We start from the raw sequence: 12939 nt of genomic DNA, 5'->3' as shown, positions 1-12939 counted from the left end.
GAGAAGGGGACTTGACCGAATGTGCGGTCTGGGGGACGACGGGTTCGACGGTGAAGCGGCAGACCTGGACGCGGGGATATGGGTACGCGGAGTGGACTACGTGAGCGGCTGGCGAGACGCGCGGCAAGCGACGGCCGAGCTGGGCGACGCTCTGAGGCTGGTCGGCATGGAGACGGCAGAGATGCGCTTGCGCGCCGCTTCGGGCGCGGACGGCTCCGGAGTCGTGCGGCTGGAACTGTCGGCAGCGAGCGCGCGTGAGGTGGCGATGCTGGCTCGTGCGGCGGCGGCCCGACTGGGCAGGGCGAGCTGATCGGGGCGGCCGGTGGGGTGCGCGCGGTGCCTGGGTGGCGCGCTGTGGGCACGCCGCCGGCCGTAGCGGCTTTTGGGCGGGAGCCGCCACGGGGCGAGAGAACAGGGGGCCTTACGCTGGCCCGGCGAATCGGGCGGGTCTGTGATCCTGCCCGCGTTTGCGACCGATCGGCCCCCTGTTCTTAGAGGCTCGCCCCGTGGTGGCTGCCTAAAAGCCGCGTAGGCCGTCGGCCACCAGCCACGACGCACCAGCCCGTACGGCGGTCGGTTACCCGATGAACGATCGTGGCGCGCGTGGGAATGCGGGCGGTGGGCGTCCGCCGGGACCGGCGGCCACGCCGCAGCCCGGCGGGGCGGCCAGACCGCCCGGCGCGCCGCAAGGCGCGCCCTTGAGTAAGTGAAGACAGGTTTCGACAGCTCAGCCGCTTGGGTCACTGTGTGAGGCCCCGTGACGCTGAGACTCAGAACGGGCATGCCGCAGGTTGCTCTGCACCACGCGAGTCGTGGGATGGTTCCTGCCAAGGACCCGGATGCTATCGGTGAGGGTTTGCTCGTACATGGGAATGGCCCGACCCAGATCCCCTGCTAAATCGTAGGCGTAGGCGAGGTTGTTGCGGGTTATTAGAGTGTCGGGATGGTCCTTGCCAAGGACTCGCTGTCGGCCAGTGAGGGTTTGCTCGTACAGAGGGATGGCCCGACCCAGATTCCTCATCGTCTGGTAGATGTGGGCGAGGTCGTTGCGGGTGGTCAGGGTGTTGGGATGGTCCTTTCCAAGAACCCGAACACTCTCGGAAAGCGCCTTTCTGTACACGGGGATGGCCCGGTCCAAGTGCCCTGCCTTCTTGTAAGCAGCGGCAAGGTTGTAGCGGGCAGTCAAGGTTTCGGGGTGGTCCTTGCCGAGAACCCGGATGTTCTCGGAAAGCCCCCGTTCGTGTATGGGAATAGCCCGGCCCAGATCCCCCGCCGACTGGTAGACGACAGCGAGGTTATTGCGGAATACTAGAGTGTTAGGGTTGTCTTCACCCAACACCCGGGTGTATTCGGCGAGACCCTCTTCGTACACGGGGATGGCCCGGTCCAAGTGTCCTGCCTTCTTGTAGGCAGCGGCAAGGTTATAGCGGGCAGTCAAGGTATTGGGGTGGTCCTTGCCAAGGACTCGGATGCATTCGCTGAGATGCTGTTCGAGCATGGGGATAGCCCGGTTGTGATCGCCAGCTGCTAGGTAGACATGAGCGAGACTGTGGCGTGAGTCCAAGACACGTGGGTGGTCTTTCCCAAGAATGCGGATGGATTCCCTGAGCCCTTGCTCGAATAGCGGGGTGGCCCGGTCCAACTCCTCGATGTCTTGGTAAGCGTGGGCAAGATTGTTGAGGGAGGCCGGGATGTCGGGGTGGTTCTCGCCGAGTGCTTGCAATCGGTCGGCAAGGGTCTGCTCGTATAAGGGAATAGCCCGGTCCACGTCACCGGCCGCCTGGTAGGCGACGGCAAGGTTGTTGCGCGAGGTCAGGGTGTCGGGGTGGTTCTCGCCGAGTGCTTGCAATCGGTCGGCAAGGGTCTGCTCGTGCAAGGGAATAGCTCGGTCCACGTCACCGGCCGCCTGGTAGGCGGCGGCGAGGTTGTTGCGGATGGTCAGGGTCTCGCGGTGATCCTCCCCAAGGACCCGGATGCTCATGGCGAGGGTCTGCTCGAATAGCGGAATGGCCCGGTCCAAATCCCCGGCGTCTATATAGGCGCCAGCGAGGCCATTGCGGGAGACCAGAGTGTCAGCGTGATCCTCGCCGTGGAGACGGGATGAGGCGTTCGCGGAGCGTTGAGCGTAACTGATGGCTTGGGAGAACTGGCCTTGGCCGCGAAGAAACAATGCCGTGTTGTGCAGGACGCCGTCGGTGTCTTCGGTATCTGTGTCGGGGCGGGTGTGAGTGAGGTAACTGTCTATGTGAGGTAGCAAGATCCGCCAGCGCGACCATCCAAGGGTGTTGTTCTTTGGATCGTCGGGGAGTGCACTGCGGATAAGGGTGGTGGCCGTGGACCAAGCTTCCTGGATGGCTTGGTGAGTGCGGTACGGATCGTCGGGGTCAGGGGTGCGGGCGACGGTTTGCACCAGGCGGTGGATGGCGGCAGTTGTCTCCCTAAGGGTGATCATGCTGAAGTCGTGGAGGAGAGCAAGGGCGTCGTCCTCCCTGCCGGGCTCCTCGGCCAGACTGCTGAAGAGCTCACGAGGAATGTCGTAGGGAGCGAGCCAGGCCATGACACGCAGCAGGTGGACGGCGAGTGGGTCGCGCTCGGCGATCGTGTCCAGGGTGATGCGCCAGGTCCGGGCAATGGTGATGCTGTGGGGGTCACCATTGCCGGGAGTGTTGAGCATGCGGGCGGCTTGGGTGCGCAAGCGGCACAGGTAGCCGGAGTAGGTGTTGCGTGTGCGGTGGATGTACGCACCGGCTTGTTCCAGAGCGAGGGGGAGGTGGCCGAGTTCGTCGGCCAGTTCCTGAGCGCCTGCGGGTTCGCTGCTATCGGTGGGCCCGGCGAGTTGGTGCAGCAGGCTGATAGCGGCCGATGGTGTAAGGACGTCCAGGTGCAGGGGTGTGGCGGCCAGGTCGTGCCAGCCGTAGGTGCGGCGGCTGGTGATCAGGTGGTCGCCGCTGGTTAGTCTGGCGAGGTACGGGGCGAGGTGGTCGGGATGGGTGGCGTTATCGAAGACGAGGAGCCATCCGGAGTGGGTATCGAACCAGGTGAGGGCCCATTCGGCCAAGGCTGCGCTGGGTACGCTGTTGGTATTGGTACCGGGGTTCAGCCGGGTGGTGAGCTGGGCCAGAGCACCGGTGATGGTCTCGGGGGTCTCGGCGTCGATCCACCAGACCGCTGTGTAGTCGCTGCGGTGGGTGTGAGCGAAGTGCAGTGCCAGGGTGGACTTTCCGATGCCGCCGAGCCCGGACATGGCTTGGGTGACGACGTGCGTGGTGGCCCGCTCGTACCGGGGCTCCAGTGCCCGTTCTAGGGCGGCCATCTCCGTTTTGCGACCGACGAACCGGTGCCCGACGGGCCGAGGGAGGTTGTGCACCCCGTGGGGCGCGGAGACATCGGCGGGCGGTGGGAGCACCAGAGGAGCCTGGACGGTGGTGTCTCCGGTGTTGATGATGCCCTGGTTTATGCCCACGGCGGGGGATCGGGCACCCGTCGTTGCGAGTCCTGAGATCTCCGGTGAGGTGCTGTCCATAAAGGCTTCGCCCCTGCCGGTTCAGGTAGTGGAGTCCCCGGTGTTGATGGTGCCGTAATTGTTGTGGACGGACGGTGATCTGTCCCCCGATGTGGTGATGGTGACAGTGGTCGGCGCGGCGGGTCTTGCCCAGCTGGCGATGTCAGCGGCGATGTCCGGATGGGCTGTCATCAGGCGGCGGATCTGCACGCGGAGCACGGCGGCCAGATCCGCGTCACCAGGAGCGCCGGACAGCTCGGAGACCGTGTCGGCGAGGGCTTCTTGTTCAGCGGAGGTTTCGCTGTCGGGGGTGTCGCGGCCGGTGAGGCGTCGCAGGATGCGTTGCCCGAAGGAGACGCCGGCATCGACGGCATCGCTCTCGACTCGGGCCAAGACTGCGGTCCCGTAAGCGGCAATGGCCGTAGTGGCGTACGGCGTAAGGTCCTGTGCGAGCTGGACCACGTCCACGGACATGGCATCATCCCCCCGGAGTTTCACCAGCCGCTGAAGTCCCCGTACACAGCGGCACAACGGACAACCCAGGGTAGCTAATTGGGGTGGCTCTTAATACACCTTGGACCGGCCAGGGATGCTGTCGGGCCAGCATTTGAAGGGGCAAGTCGCTCGTCAGCTGTTTCGCGCCGCACTCAGGGGCCTGTCAGCCGTGAAGCGGTAGCCGAGTTGGGCCCGGTCGGCGCTGGCGCGGAGTTCTTCGAGGATCAGCGGGTGGTCGTCGGTGCCGTAGGTGACGCGGGCCGTGTGGAGGATCGGGGTCGCGTCCGGGGTGTCTAGGGTGCTGCGCTCATCGGGCAGCGGCATGCGGGCGCTGACGGTCTCGTGCCAGGTGAGCTTGTGTCCGGCGGCGGTGAGGATGGCGTAGATCTGCTCCGGCTCGGTGTCCGGCGCCTGGGCTAGCTGCTCGGCCTGGTCGGCGGTGGCGAACGGGATCAGTACGCGGTGGAGAGCGCGGGTGCCGGTGTCGGGGTCGGCTAGCAGCCGATCGACACCGAAGAGGGCTTCCCCTTCGTCGAGTCCGAGCAGCGGGGCCGTGGTTGCCGTGGTCGTGGTGCGGTAAACGGTCGGTTCCTCGACCTGTTCCCACGCGTGGTGTCCGGTGCGGAATGTCTTGCCGCTGCGGGTGATGGTCCGCTCGATGGTGACGGCGGGTGCGGGCAGGGCGCGGACGTAACTGCCCTTGCCGTGGATGACCTCGATGAGTCCTTCGGCGCGGAGTGCGGCGATGGCCTTGCGGACGGTGGGGCGGCTGACCTTGTAGCGCTCGATGAGCTGGGCCTCTGAGGGGAGCGGGGTCCCGGGTTGGTACTCGCCTGCCGCGATGCCGCTGCGGATTTCGGCGGCAACCTGCTGGTACAGCGCTCCGGGGCGCTGGATCTCTCCCATGCCGGGCTCTCCTCGTCACCTGTCGTCGTTGGGTCTGACGTGAGCTGATGTCACTCGTAAGCATAAGTACTTGCCTCCGGCCGTCAAGGCATGCATAGTTGGCGACTCGTAAGCACGAGTGACGTCACATGATGTGTGGCGTCTCGACTGGCCAAGGAGGCCCACAACCCATGCAGTCCATCCCTGTGGACACATCCCGGCTGGGCGTACTGCGGTGCGCGGTCGGGCCCGAACCGAAGATCACGGATTTCGAGAGCAAGGAGGTCAAGAAGGATCGGGACGGCAACACGATCTACACCGTCGCCGTGACGGTGCGGCAGGACGGGCGGCGCGTGTCGGTGATCGAGATCGCCGTACCCGGTGAGCCCAAGGGCGTTGCGGAGGGCTCGGAGGTGCGGGTAACGGGCCTGGAGGCGTTCGCCTGGACCATGGGCGACCGCCACGGCGTCAGCTTCCGCGCAGCGGCCATCACTCCCGTACCGGCTCCGGCCGCGTCGGCGTCAGCGTCGGCGGGCAAGGGCGGTGGTGCGTGATGGGTTCGTTCCTGTTCATCGTCGCGCTGCTGGTAGTGGCCTGGATGGCGGTCATCGGTCCCCAGCTGCGAGACCAGCGGCCGGACTGGCACTGGTACCTGACCGGTTTCCCGCGTACCGCGCTGCGGGTGATGGTCACCTGGCGCAAGGTCGCTCACCTCAATGACCTCACTGTTTCCCACAAGCCCAATCGGCGCCTGCTGGGGGATCTGGCGGTCAAGGGCGAGCCTTTGCGCACCCGCGTGCCGCGCTTGTCTTTCCCCCAACCCACGCCGAAAGGGCTGTCGGTGCTGGTGCGACTGCACCCGGGGCAGACGCCGGAACCGTTCATGGCTGCGGCTGACGCGCTGGCGCACGCATGGCGGGTGCACGCGGTGCGGATCGTCTCCCCCGAACGCGGCGTCGTGCTGATCACCGCGTCAGCCAGTGATCCGCTGGAGCATCCGGACCGGCCTACAGGTGAGGTGTCGGCGTCGCTGCTGTCGGCGGCGGTCGGCACGCTGGAGACAGGCCACGCCTGGGTGATGGACTTCCGGCGGGTACCGCACTGGCTGATCGTCGGCGCCACACGGTCGGGCAAGTCCACGCTGATCGCCCGGCTCATCACCGAACTCGCTCCGCAACCTGTTGCCCTGGTCGGCGTCGACTGCAAGGGCGGCATGGAACTGGGCCTGTTCGAACGGCGGCTCTCGGTCCTGGCCACCTGCCGCAGTGAGGCCATCGCCGTGCTCGGGGCCCTGGTGGTCGACATGCAGGACCGCATGCGCACCTGCCGGGCGGCCGGGGCCCGTTCGGTCTGGGAACTGCCGGAGGAACAGCGGCCGATGGCCGTGGTGGTGATCGTCGACGAGATAGCCGAGCTGTACCTGACCAACGGGAACAAGGAACAGCGGGCAGAGGCCGAACAGTGCTCCACCTACCTCCTGCGCCTGGCGCAGCTCGGTGCGGCGCTCGGCATGCACCTGGTGGTGGCAGGGCAGCGGGTCGGCTCCGACCTCGGGCCGGGTGTGACGGCGCTGCGTGCCCAGTTGAGCGGCCGTGTCTGCCACCGCGTCAACGACTCCGGCACCGCAGAGATGGCCCTCGGGGATCTGAACAAGGACGCGGTAGCGGTCGCGCAGTCCATCGGAGAGGCCGAACAGGGCGTCGCGGTCACCACCGGGGAGCTGGGTGGCTGGATGCGCGGGCGGTCCCACCTCACCACCCCAACGGAAGCCCAGTTGACGGCGGCCGAATACGCGGGGCTCGCACCCCGCCTGCGCGGGATCGTCCGCGCCCTGGAAGACCTGAACGGAGGTGACGACGTATGAGCGAGCAAACGGCTCTCCCGCTGGCGCTGCTCTTCGGCCTCGCCACCGTGCTCCTGGTCCGCTCGCGCGCGGTGCGCTGGTGGGAAGCGGTGTTGATCGGCCTGTTCGGCATGTACCTGGGCCAGACACCCGTCATCTTCACGGCAGACGGCCTCGTGAACTGGCTCCTCTCCGGCTTCACCCACAACAGCTAGACCACCCTCGGGAGGTTCACCAGGTGACCATGCGCCGTGTCCGCTGCCCCATCTGCAAGGGGGAGCGCTTCCCCAAGACCCGTACCGGCCACCGGCGGCGCTGCCGCTGCTGCCGGGGCGCCGGAACCATCCGCTGACTCACCCAACCCGCTCACGAACGGGAGTGATCGCCATGGACGACATCCACCCAACCTCAACCATCCGTGCCGCTGCGGCGGCCCACCCCGGGAGGTCCCCACCATCACCGCCGAGATCACCTCGGCTGACAGGCGCGCCGTGCTCGACCGCGCGGCGCGCCTGCGTCAGCTCTCCGAAGTTGACCAAGACCTGATCCGCCTCGTCCAAGACCCCGGCTTCGGCCGCTGGCTGGAGCAGATCACCGCTACCGGCGGCTGCGCCCACCCGATCCACCTGACCGGCTCTACCACCACCCGAGACGCGGCAACCGGCGAAGTCCTCCACCACTACGACACCCGAAACGAACCCGGCGAACGGCTCCTGATCCGCTGCCGCAACCGCCGCGCAACCGTCTGCGCCCCCTGCTCCCGCCTCCACGCAGGCGATACCTTCCACCTGGTGCGCGCCGGACTCGTCGGTGGCAAGACCGTCCCCGCTGACGTACGGGAGCGGCCCCGACTCTTCCTCACGCTCACCGCGCCCAGCTTCGGCCCTGTCCACCGGGTCACCACCGACGGCGCACGCTGCCGACCGCGACGCGACGCGCAGCAGTGCGAGCACGGCCGTTTCCTCGGCTGCCCGGCCATCCACGACGTGGCGGACCCGCGTACCGGACAACCCCTGTGCCCTGGCTGCTACGACTATCCCGGGCATGTCCTGTGGCACGCGCACGCTGGGCGGCTGTGGAAGGCGTTCACGGACAACCTCTACAACCACCTCGCTGCCCGCGCCGGCCGCACCCGCACCGGACTACGCCGTTGCCTGCGCATCTCCTACGCCAAGGTCGCCGAGTACCAGAAGCGAGCGGCCGTCCATGTCCATGCTGTGGTGCGTCTCGACGGCGCACACGGGCCGGACGATCCGCCACCGGCCTGGGCAACGGCTGATCTTCTGGTGGCTGTGGTGCGCACCGCCGCTGCGGCCGTACGGCTCACCACCCCCTACAGCGCAGCTCTGGGAGAACACCAACTGCGCTGGGGCTCCGAACTCGACGCCCGGCCGCTCCGTGCCTTCGGCGGCGGTGAGGGCCTGGCCGATGACGCCGTGGCTGCGTACGTCGGCAAGTACGTCACCAAGGGAGCCACCGACACCGGGGCCGGACTCGACCACCAGGTTGCCAGCTTCCAGGAGATCGGGGCGGCTTCCGTCTCGGCCCACGTTCGGACACTCATGCGTGCCTGCTGGCGCCTGGGCGGCCTCGCCGAGCTGGAACCGCTCCGCCTGCGCGCCTGGGCTCACACACTCGGCTACCGGGGTCACATCCTCACCAAGTCACGGGCCTACTCCACCACCTACACCGCACTGCGCGCCGAACGAGCCGACCACCAATCCGGCGGGACCCAACTCGCCGACACCGACCTGAGTACAGAAGCCCACTGGCGCTACGTGGGCTCCGGCCACACCCCCGGCGCCGCGCTCCTCGCTGCTGGGATCGCGGAAGACCATGCCCGGAACCGCGAGATCGGGCGTGAAGAGTTGCACGTCGCGGGTACGGGCGGCGGTGCCGTATGAGCCAGCCTGTACGGAGCGCGGTATGTAGACGTCGGGCGTCCGAGACTGATGAAAAGTGGGCGGCGGCCGTGCGCAGGGAGGCCGCCAAGTTCCCGACACGAGTCGGGCCGAGGAGTGCCGCACGTCTCGCGCAGCTCCTCGGCCCGTGAGGGGCGTTCGTCCTCAGTCCAGCGGGTTCGGCTTGATGCTGATCCGGTCCGTGTCGAAGTTGCCAACTCCGGACGCCGGACCGATGACGATGCCGCCGAACAGGAATCGGAAGATCGCGTTGATGCGGGCGCAGTCCTCGTTCTTCTCCAGCCGCTTCCAGTTCTCTGCGGCCTTCGGCCCGGCGACTCCGTCCAGCACGACCACGGGCCGGATACGGGTCTGCTTCTGCCGCTCCCTCATCCGGGCCTCGATCTCGCGTCGCTTCTGCCGGTACTCCCGGGTCGGCATCTCGTCGGCGTCCCACATCTCGTAGAGGTCCTTGAGCTTCCGGTCGTCCCTCTCGTCCGCCTCCACATCGGCGGCCGGTCGGGTAGTGGTGGCAGGTGCCCGGCCGCTGACGTCGAGCTTCGACAGGACGTTGATCGCCACGTCCCGGGCGAATCGCTCCAGGGGCTCCGCTGCGATCGTGCGCTTGCACGCCGTACCGTCGACCGCCACCCGCCGTGTGCAGCGGTACTCGTAGACGCTCCCGGAGTTTCCGCTCATGGTCCGGCCGCAGGTGCACATGACGACGCCACGCAGCAGGTAGTAGCGGGTCCGCTTGTTCCTCTCCGCTGACTGCTCCGCGCGGAATTTCCGCCTCTCCTGAGCCTCGTCCCACTGCCCCCGGTCGATGATCGCGGGCCAGCTGCCGATGCCGTGTTCCTCGCCTCGGAACATCCGGATACCGGCGACGTGCCGTGAGTCGATCAACGCTCGTACGGTGTCGGCGCCCCATGACTTCCCGAGTGCGGTCGTCACCTCGCGCTCGTTGAGATCGCGGGCGATGGCGCGGGGCGACTCTCCGGCCAGGAAGCGACGGAAGACCTCGCGTACGATCTCCGCCTCCTCCGCGATGATCTCCATGCCGTTCTTGGTGTAGCCGTAGCGGCGGCGGCCGGTGTGCGGGGTGCCTGCCCTCGCCCGGTCGTCCATCGTGTCCTTCAACCGGCGTGAGGTGTCGTCGGAGGAGCGGCAGGCGTGGGCCACCTCGATACGGAGAATGAAGCGGTCATCCGGGTCTGACAGATCGCGTCGGTTGGCCTCACCGTGCAAGGTGATGCGGTTGCTGTCGGAGATCGTCAGCAGTTCCTCAAGGTCCCTCGGCTGCCTCATCAGCCGGTCCGGGTGATAGGCGATCAGATGACGGATCTCGCCTTCTTCCATCTCCTTGAGCATGGTGTCCCACCCCGGCCGCTTCCGGTCCCGTCGCCAAGCCGACCGGTTGTTGTCTACGAAGACCAGGGAAGGGGGGACGACGAGACCCAGCCGTTCGGCGACCTCACGGCAGATGCGCTCCTGTCGGTCTACGCCCGTCTGATCATCGTCATCGGTGTGGGATATCCGGCAGTAGATCGCTGCCTCTGTGCCGGGGGTGATGGGCAGTCGCTTCGCTGTCTTCGTCGCCATGGCGGGAGTGTATGAAGAGGGGATGACTCAGCCGACCTTCCAGCCGGTGAACGAAAACGTCTTTCCGCTGCTGCTGATGGTGACGGTCCGCTCGCGCATCCCGGGGAAGGAGACCAGCGGGGTGTGCTCGGTGCCGAAGACGAGGTGCTCGTAGACCTCGTCGGTGACCACCAGCAGATCGCGCTCGACGGCGAGCTCGGCGACCGCGGCCAGCTCATCGCGGGTGAGTACGGTGCCGGTGGGGTTGTGCGGGGTGTTGAGCAGGATGAGCCGGGTGCGGTCGGTGACGGCGGCGCGCAGCTCGTCCAGGTCCAGCCGGAAGGTGTCACCGTCGGGGCGCAGGGTGACGGGGACGCGGACGCCGCCCGCCATGGCCACACAGGCGGCGTACGAGTCGTAGTACGGCTCCAGCGCGATCACCTCGTCGCCCGGCTCCACCAGCGCCAGCAGCGACGCCGCGATGGCCTCGGTGGCGCCCGCGGTGATCAGCACCTCGGTGTCGGGGTCGAAGCCCAGGCCGTACCAGCGCCGCTGGTGCTCGGTGACGGCGGTGCGCAGCTCGGGCACGCCGGGGCCGGGCGGGTACTGATTGCCCCGGCCGTCCCGCAGCGCGCGGACCGCGGCCTCACGCACCTCCTCGGGGCCGTCGGTGTCCGGGAAGCCCTGCCCGAGGTTGATGGCGCCGGTGCGTACGGCGAGGGCGGACATCTCGGCGAAGATCGTGGTGCCGAAGGCGGCCAGTCGGCGGTTGAGCGGCGGTCGTCCCATGGCGCCCATACTCCGCCGAACCATCGGCCTCCATCAACTCTCCCTCTGCCCGGCGTGGGGTAAAGGGCGATGTCAGGGCCAGACGTTGGCCTGTGCCCGAAAGGCCTCGGGGTCGCTTTCCACGGGCAGCACGCACACCAGGTGGCCACCAGGAACGCGTAGCACCCGGCACTCCTGCCACTGCGAAACCTGCTCGGCCCCCAGGGAGAGCAGGCGCGCGGTCTCCGCCTCGACGTCGTCGGTCTCGATGTCCAGATGGATACGAGGTGCGTCGTCGACCGCCTGGACGGCGGTGACCAGCCCCGGCAGAGCCTCATGGAGCGTGGTGAACTGCGGCTCCGGCGGAAACGGCTCAGCGGTGACGCCGAGAGCCGCCGACCAGAAGGCGGTCGCCCGGGCGGCCTCGGCTTCGGGCGTGTCGAGCAAGACGGCGTACACACGGCTCCGATGCATGCACGGCAACTACCCCCATGAGCCGACGGCCAGTCGCGGCACGCGCGCCGCGTACACCGGTCACCGCTTCCGGCGACCCCCTCCCCCGGTTGGACTTCCCGGGTCGCGGGCGTCCGCGGCCTGGCGGATGGTCGGTGTGTCCGCCGGGCCCCCTGGTCCGTCCCCTCCCGGGGGCTCGGCGCAGGTCCGTCGAGTGCCCGTCGTGTGCCCGCACCGGAGGTCTCCGTGTCCGCCGACACCGCCGCGTCCACACGGATCCCGGAGCCGCCACGGCGGCCGGCGGCACGGCGGCGGGTGCCGGGGCGGGTCGGGGCGTCGCTGGGGCGGGCGTGGCTCGCGCTCGCGGTGTACGCGACGGTGCGGGCCGCCGGGATCGTGTGTGTGGCGCTGGGCGCCCGGCAGGCCGGGAAGCATCCGCGGACGCAGCTCGGGCATTACATGGACAGCCTCTGGTACGTGGGCATCGCCCAGCACGGCTACGGCACCAGCCGCCCCTCCGCCGCCCACCCCGGCCTGAGCTTCAGCGATCTCGCCTTCTTCCCGCTCTACCCGGCGCTGATCCGGGCCGTCACCGACGTCGTCCCCGTGAGCGCGGTGACGGCGGCGCTGCTGATCGCCTGGGCCGCGGCCGGGCTGGCGGCCTGGGGGATCCACGCGGTCGGGGAGCGGCTGTACGGGCGGCGGGTGGCCTTGACGCTGGTGGCGCTGTGGGGGCTGCTGCCGCACGCGGTCGTCGAGTCCATGGGGTACACCGAGTCGCTGCTGACGGCGCTGGCCGCCTGGTCACTGTACGCGCTGCTGACCCGGCGCTGGCTGTGGGCCGGGGCGCTCGCGCTGTGCGCGGGGGCCACCCGGCCCAACGGGCTCGCGGTGGCGGCGGCCGTGTGCGTCTGCGCGGCCGCCGAGGTCCAGCGCCACCGCGGGCGGGCGTCCTGGCGGGTGTGGGCGGGGGCCGCGCTGTCACCGCTCGGCTGGCTCGGCTACGCCGCGTGGGTGGGGGTGCGGCGCGGCACCTGGCGCGGCTATCTGGACGTCCAGGACGACTGGGGGACGTATCTCGATCTCGGTGCGAGCGGCTTCCGCTCCACCCGCTCCCTGATCATGGGGAGCGGCCATCTGTCGCACTACATGGCGCTGATCGTCGTCGGCGCCTCGCTGATCGCCCTGGTCGGGCTCGCGCTGCGGCCGCCGCCGCTGCCGCTGGTCGTCTACACCCTCGCCCTGGTGTTCATCGCGCTCGCCAGCGCCAACTACTTCGCGTCCAAGCCGCGCTTCCTGCTGCCCGCCTTCCCGCTGCTGCTCCCGGCGGCGCTGGCGATGGCAAGAGCCCGGCCGGGCACCGCCGTCCTGGTGGGCGGCGTGCTGGCCGGGCTCTCCTGTCTCTACGGGACGTATCTGCTGACCATGGCCACCAGCCCGGTCTGACCGATACGGCCCACGGCTTCGCCGACCGGGATACGGCGTGGCCGAGCGCTGTACGGCCACTCCGA

Annotated in this window: 11 protein-coding genes and 1 pseudogene; 6 read left to right on the top strand and 6 right to left on the bottom strand. The window is 68.5% G+C overall.

All coding sequences use genetic code 11. From position 1 onward, the window contains the following. The first annotated feature begins 19 nt into the window (after positions 1-19). The gene (locus ACT2CW_RS04655) at positions 20-310 is read left to right on the top strand and encodes a hypothetical protein (RefSeq protein WP_445515579.1); all 291 of its coding nucleotides are present in this window, start codon (positions 20-22) and stop codon (positions 308-310) included. Between the two features lie 417 nt (positions 311-727). On the opposite strand, the gene fxsT is transcribed toward ACT2CW_RS04655, so the two are convergent. From fxsT to ACT2CW_RS04640, 3 genes are all read right to left on the bottom strand, one after another. Continuing rightward, positions 728-3523: an FxSxx-COOH system tetratricopeptide repeat protein gene (gene fxsT / locus ACT2CW_RS04650; protein WP_445515578.1), complete on the bottom strand. Its 2796-nt coding sequence runs from the start codon at positions 3521-3523 to the stop codon at positions 728-730. A 21-nt stretch (positions 3524-3544) separates the two neighbouring features. Next, the gene (locus ACT2CW_RS04645) at positions 3545-3976 is read right to left on the bottom strand and encodes a hypothetical protein (protein WP_445515577.1); all 432 of its coding nucleotides are present in this window, start codon (positions 3974-3976) and stop codon (positions 3545-3547) included. A gap of 153 nt (positions 3977-4129) precedes the next feature. After that, positions 4130-4903 (bottom strand): GntR family transcriptional regulator, encoded by a 774-nt coding sequence (locus ACT2CW_RS04640; protein WP_445515576.1) that lies wholly within the window; start codon positions 4901-4903, stop codon positions 4130-4132. A 170-nt stretch (positions 4904-5073) separates the two neighbouring features. On the opposite strand from ACT2CW_RS04640, the gene ACT2CW_RS04635 reads away from it, so the two are divergent. The 4 genes from ACT2CW_RS04635 to ACT2CW_RS04620 all read left to right on the top strand — a co-directional run bounded on the left by ACT2CW_RS04635 (position 5074) and on the right by ACT2CW_RS04620 (position 8629). Further along, positions 5074-5436, top strand: a complete 363-nt coding sequence (locus ACT2CW_RS04635) for an SCO3933 family regulatory protein (RefSeq protein ID WP_445515575.1) — start codon at positions 5074-5076, stop codon at positions 5434-5436. Beyond that, positions 5436-6746: an FtsK/SpoIIIE domain-containing protein gene (locus ACT2CW_RS04630; RefSeq protein ID WP_445515574.1), complete on the top strand. Its 1311-nt coding sequence runs from the start codon at positions 5436-5438 to the stop codon at positions 6744-6746. Before ACT2CW_RS04635 ends, ACT2CW_RS04630 begins: the two co-directional genes overlap by 1 nt. After that, complete coding sequence (locus tag ACT2CW_RS04625; protein WP_445515573.1) at positions 6743-6940, top strand: hypothetical protein; 198 nt, start codon at positions 6743-6745, stop codon at positions 6938-6940. Before ACT2CW_RS04630 ends, ACT2CW_RS04625 begins: the two co-directional genes overlap by 4 nt. 276 nt (positions 6941-7216) lie before the next feature. Further along, entirely contained in the window at positions 7217-8629 is a 1413-nt protein-coding gene (locus tag ACT2CW_RS04620; RefSeq protein ID WP_445515572.1) for a replication initiator, read from the top strand. A 162-nt stretch (positions 8630-8791) separates the two neighbouring features. Here the strand turns inward: ACT2CW_RS04620 and ACT2CW_RS04615 are convergent, their stop codons facing one another. The 3 genes and pseudogenes from ACT2CW_RS04615 to ACT2CW_RS04605 form a co-directional block, all read right to left on the bottom strand. Further along, on the bottom strand, positions 8792-10228 hold the full coding sequence (locus ACT2CW_RS04615; protein WP_445515571.1) for a recombinase family protein: 1437 nt from the start codon (positions 10226-10228) through the stop codon (positions 8792-8794). A 30-nt stretch (positions 10229-10258) separates the two neighbouring features. Next, a pseudogene (locus ACT2CW_RS04610) lies at positions 10259-10996 on the bottom strand (aminotransferase class I/II-fold pyridoxal phosphate-dependent enzyme); the annotation flags it as partial. A gap of 72 nt (positions 10997-11068) precedes the next feature. Further along, the gene (locus tag ACT2CW_RS04605; RefSeq protein ID WP_164433190.1) at positions 11069-11449 is read right to left on the bottom strand and encodes a VOC family protein; all 381 of its coding nucleotides are present in this window, start codon (positions 11447-11449) and stop codon (positions 11069-11071) included. Positions 11450-11674: 225 nt separating this feature from the next. On the opposite strand from ACT2CW_RS04605, the gene ACT2CW_RS04600 reads away from it, so the two are divergent. Beyond that, a complete protein-coding gene (locus ACT2CW_RS04600) occupies positions 11675-12874 on the top strand; it encodes a hypothetical protein (RefSeq protein ID WP_445515570.1) in 1200 nt (399 codons plus the stop codon). Positions 12875-12939: the final 65 nt, after the last annotated feature.

Source organism: Streptomyces sp. NEAU-174 (assembly GCF_052665095.1).
The sequence above is the reverse complement of the archived record's forward strand: the minus strand, read 5'-3'. Positions and strand labels throughout refer to the sequence as shown.

Bases quoted from the DNA above. Each gene is read 5' to 3' on its own strand.
- ACT2CW_RS04615 (WP_445515571.1), bottom strand. From the start codon at position 10,228: ATGGCGACGAAGACAGCGAAGCGACTGCCCATCACCCCCGGCACAGAG.
- ACT2CW_RS04655 (WP_445515579.1), top strand. From the start codon at position 20: ATGTGCGGTCTGGGGGACGACGGGTTCGACGGTGAAGCGGCAGACCTG.
- ACT2CW_RS04645 (WP_445515577.1), bottom strand. From the start codon at position 3,976: ATGTCCGTGGACGTGGTCCAGCTCGCACAGGACCTTACGCCGTACGCC.
- ACT2CW_RS04605 (WP_164433190.1), bottom strand. From the start codon at position 11,449: ATGCATCGGAGCCGTGTGTACGCCGTCTTGCTCGACACGCCCGAAGCC.
- ACT2CW_RS04625 (WP_445515573.1), top strand. From the start codon at position 6,743: ATGAGCGAGCAAACGGCTCTCCCGCTGGCGCTGCTCTTCGGCCTCGCC.
- ACT2CW_RS04635 (WP_445515575.1), top strand. From the start codon at position 5,074: ATGCAGTCCATCCCTGTGGACACATCCCGGCTGGGCGTACTGCGGTGC.
- ACT2CW_RS04640 (WP_445515576.1), bottom strand. From the start codon at position 4,903: ATGGGAGAGATCCAGCGCCCCGGAGCGCTGTACCAGCAGGTTGCCGCC.
- ACT2CW_RS04630 (WP_445515574.1), top strand. From the start codon at position 5,436: ATGGGTTCGTTCCTGTTCATCGTCGCGCTGCTGGTAGTGGCCTGGATG.
- fxsT (WP_445515578.1), bottom strand. From the start codon at position 3,523: ATGGACAGCACCTCACCGGAGATCTCAGGACTCGCAACGACGGGTGCC.